This is a genomic window from Streptomyces sp. AB3(2024) (genome assembly GCF_041862025.1).
Classification (GTDB): Bacteria; Actinomycetota; Actinomycetes; order Streptomycetales; family Streptomycetaceae; genus Streptomyces.
This window is the reverse complement of the sequence record NZ_JBGWAB010000259.1, coordinates 1-4,379: the sequence shown is the minus strand read 5'-3', so window position 1 is coordinate 4,379 and position 4,379 is coordinate 1. Positions and strand designations below refer to the sequence as shown.

1 protein-coding gene is annotated in these 4,379 nt (G+C 71.1%); it reads left to right on the top strand.

The features are described 5' to 3' along the window. On the top strand, positions 1 to 4,379 hold a 4,379-nt coding region (locus ACEPPI_RS39930; RefSeq protein ID WP_373920153.1), incomplete at both ends, for a type I polyketide synthase.

Here is a 4,379-nt window from a genome sequence, read left to right as displayed (position 1 = left end):
GGCTGCTGCTGGAGACCTCGTGGGAGGCCTTCGAGCGAGCGGGCATCGACCCGGCCGTTCTGCGGGGCAGCCGGACCGGCGTCTTCGCCGGCGTCATGTACCACGACTACGTGAGCGGCATCGGCATCGGAGACGGCGCCGGTGCGGGAGACGAACTGCCCGAGGGAGTCGAGGGGTACCTCGGCACCGGGAACGCCGGCAGCATCGCTTCCGGCCGTATCGCCTACACCTTCGGGCTGGAGGGCCCGGCGGTCACCGTTGACACGGCGTGCTCCTCGTCGCTGGTCGCGCTGCACTGGGCGATTCAGGCCCTGCGCAACGGCGAGTGCGACATGGCACTGGCCGGCGGTGTCGCGGTCATGGCGACGCCGGAGACGTTCATCGACTTCAGCCGCCAGCGCGGTCTGGCGACCGATGGTCGTTGCAAGTCCTTCGCGGAGGGTGCGGACGGGACCGGTTGGGCCGAGGGCGCGGGCATGCTGCTGGTGGAGCGGCTGTCGGACGCGCGTCGTCACGGGCATCCGGTGCTGGCGGTGGTGCGGGGTTCGGCGGTCAACCAGGACGGTGCGAGCAACGGCCTGACGGCCCCGAACGGTCCGTCGCAGCAGAGGGTGATCCGCGAGGCGCTGGCCAGTGCGGGTCTGTCGACCGCGGATGTGGACGCGGTGGAGGCGCACGGTACGGGGACCCGGCTGGGTGACCCGATCGAGGCGCAGGCGCTGCTGGCGACGTACGGCCAGGAGCGGGCGGAGGGCCAGCCGCTGCTGCTCGGTTCGATCAAGTCGAACATCGGTCACACGCAGGCGGCTGCGGGTGTGGCCGGTGTGATCAAGATGATCATGGCGATGCGGCACGGCGTCCTGCCGAAGACGCTGCACGTGGACGCGCCGTCCTCGCAGATCGACTGGGAGGCGGGCGATGTCCGCCTGCTGACCGATGCGGTGGAGTGGCCGGAGACCGGCCGCCCGCGCCGCGCGGGTGTCTCCTCCTTCGGCATCAGCGGCACGAACGCGCACACCATCATCGAGCAGCCGCCGGTCACCGACGTGGCAGAGGTGCCGGGAGTGGGCGTAGCGCTGCCGGTGGTGCCCTGGGTGCTCTCGGCAAAGGGTGAAGACGCTCTGCGGGCGCAGGCGCGTCAGCTTGAGTCGTACGTGCTGTCCGCAGTGGATGTGCGTCCGCTCGATGTCGCGTGGTCGTTGGCGTCGGGCAAGGCGCTGTTCGAGGACCGGGCGGCGGTCTTCGCCGCTGACCGTGAGGGGCTGCTGGCCGGCCTTGCGGCGCTGGCGGACGGCCGTACGCCGGCCGGTGTGGTCGAGGGATCGCCGGTCTCCGGCAAGCTCGCCTTCCTCTTCACCGGTCAGGGCAGCCAGCGCCTGGGGATGGGGCGCGAGCTGTATGACACCTTCCCGGTGTTCAAGGCCGCCCTGGACGAGGTGTGCGCGCGGTTCGAACTGCCGGTGAAGGATGTGCTGTTCGGCGCGGACGCAGGTCTCCTGGACGAGACGCGCTACACCCAGCCGGCACTGTTCGCGGTCGAGGTGGCGCTGTTCCGGCTGGTGGAGAGCTGGGGTGTCCGGCCCGACTTCCTGTCCGGGCATTCGATCGGTGAGATCGCTGCCGCGCACGTGGCGGGTGTGCTGTCGCTGGAGGACGCGTGTGCGCTGGTGGCGGCGCGCGGCCGGTTGATGCAGGCGCTGCCTTCGGGTGGTGTGATGATCGCGGTGCAGGCGTCGGAGGACGAGGTCCTGCCGCTGCTGACCGAGCGCGTGAGCATCGCCGCCGTCAATGGTCCGCGTTCGGTCGTGATCGCCGGTGACGAGGACGCTGCCGTCGCGGTCGTGGAGGCTTTCGCGGATCGGAAGTCCAAGCGGCTGACCGTGAGCCACGCGTTCCACTCGCCGCACATGGACGGCATGCTGGACGACTTCCGCCAGGTGGTGCAGGGGCTGTCCTTCGCTGCTCCGCGCATCCCGCTCGTCTCCAACCTGACCGGGTCTCTCGTCTCGGATGAGATGAGTTCGGCCGAGTTCTGGGTGCGGCACGTCCGCGAAGCCGTGCGCTTCCTCGACGGCATGCAGGCCCTCGAAGCGGCCGGCGTCACGACGTACCTCGAAATCGGCCCCGACGGGGTGCTGTCGGCGCTGGCGCAGGACTGCCTGACCGGTGACCCCGACACCGCCTTCCTCCCCGTCCTGCGCGCAGGACGGGTCGAGGCCGAGACGTTCGTCGGCGCCGTGGCCCAGGCACATGTGCGGGGTGTGGAGGTGGACTGGTCCGCCTTCTTCGCCGGTACGGGTGCCCGGCGCATCGAGCTGCCGACGTACGCCTTCCAGCGCCAGCGCTACTGGCTGCAACTGACGGGCGCGGCTACGCGGAGCGGTCTCACGGGTGATCTGGACTCCCGTTTCTGGGACGCGGTGGAGCGTGAGGACATGGAGTCCCTCGCCGACACGCTGGAGATGGCGGACGAGGGCGCGTGGAGCTCGGTCCTGCCGGCTCTCTCGGCGTGGCGCCGCGGCCTGCGGACCCAGTCCGAGGTCGACGCGTGGCGGTACCGGGCGTCCTGGAAGCCGGTGATGGACTCCGTGGGGGGTGCGCGGCTTTCCGGGGTGTGGCTGGTGGTTGTTCCGGCCGGTGGTGTGGATGACACGGCTGTGGTGGAGGGGCTGGCCGCTCGGGGGGCTGAGGTTCTTCGTGTGGTGGTTGAGGGTGGTGGGGTGCGTGCCGCGCTGGCTGGGGCGGCGGGTCCTGTGGCGGGTGTGGTGTCGTTGCTGGCGTTGGATGAGGCTGTGGGTGTGGTGCCGTCGGCTGAGCTGGTGCGGGTGTTGGGTGAGGCCGGGGTGGGGGCGCCGTTGTGGTGTCTGACCCGGGGTGCGGTGAGTGTGGGTCGTTCGGATCGGCTGGTGTCTGCGGTTCAGGCGCAGGTGTGGGGTCTGGGCCGGGTTGCCGCTCTGGAGGTTCCGGAGCGCTGGGGCGGCCTGGTGGACCTTCCCGAGGTGTGGGACGAGCGGGCGATGGCCCGGCTGGCTGGTGTGCTGGCGGGTGGTCTTGCCGGTGAGGACCAGGTAGCGGTCCGGTCCTCCGGGGTGTTCGGGCGTCGGCTGGTTCGTGCGGCTGCCGGGGACTCGGGCTCGTGGGTGCCGTCCGGGACCGTGCTGGTCACTGGTGGTACGGGTGCTCTGGGTGGTCGGGTTGCGCGCTGGCTGGCCGGCGCGGGCGCCGAGCGTCTGGTGTTGACCAGTCGCCGGGGCGCCGACGCGCCCGGCGCCGCCGAGCTGGCGGCGGAGCTCGCGGAGACGGGCGTCGAGGTGTCGGTGGTGGCGTGTGATGCCGCTGACCGTGATGCGCTGCGGGAGCTGCTTGCCGCTGAGGCCGAGACGCTGACGGCTGTGGTGCATACCGCGGGTGTGCTGGATGACGGTGTGCTGGAGGCGCTGACTCCTGAGCGGTTCGAGAGCGTGCTGCGGGCGAAGGCGGTCTCCGCGCTGAACCTGCACGAGCTGACCGTCGAGCTCGGGATCGAGCTGTCCGCGTTCGTGTTGTTCTCCTCGATGAGCGGGATGACCGGTGCGGCCGGTCAGGGTAATTACGCTGCTGCGAACGCCTACCTGGATGCTCTTGCGGAGCAGCGGCGGGCCGTCGGGCTGGCTGCGACCTCGCTCGCGTGGGGCCCCTGGGCCGAGGGCGGTATGGCAGCTGATGACGCCCTGGAGGCGCGGATGCGGCGTGAGGGGCTGCCGCCCATGGCGCCCGACACCGCGATGGCCGTCCTGAAGCAGAGCGTGGGCTCGTCGGATGGTGCGGTTCTGCTCGTCGCGGACGTGGACTGGGAGCGGTTCGGCCCGGCCTTCACCGCGGTACGGCCCAGCACCCTCTTTGCCGAGCTGCCCGAGACCCGCCCTGCCGGTACGGCAGCCCATGCGGAATCCGTCGGTGTGCCGGTCGGGAAGTTCGCCGGGCTCGGTGCGGCCGAGCTGGAGCGGGAGCTGCTCGGGCTGGTCCGTGCCCAGGTCGCCGCAGTGCTCGGGCACGACGGCGCCGACGCCGTCGGGGCCGAACGTGCCTTCAAGGAGCTCGGGTTCGACTCGCTCACGGCCGTCGAGCTGCGCAACCGGCTCGGCGCCGTCACCGGTGTGACCCTGCCGGCGACGCTGATCTTCGACTACCCGACGGCCTCCGCCCTCACCGCGTTCCTCCGCGACGAACTGCTGGGCAACCAGGCCGAGATCGCCGGTCCGGTGGTCGTCGCGGGCCCGGCCCTGGACGACGACCCGATCGCGATCGTGGCGATGAGCTGCCGCTTCCCGGGTGGTGTGCGGACGCCGGAGGACCTGTGGCGTCTGCTGTCCGAGGGCGGTGACGCCATCGGTGAGTTC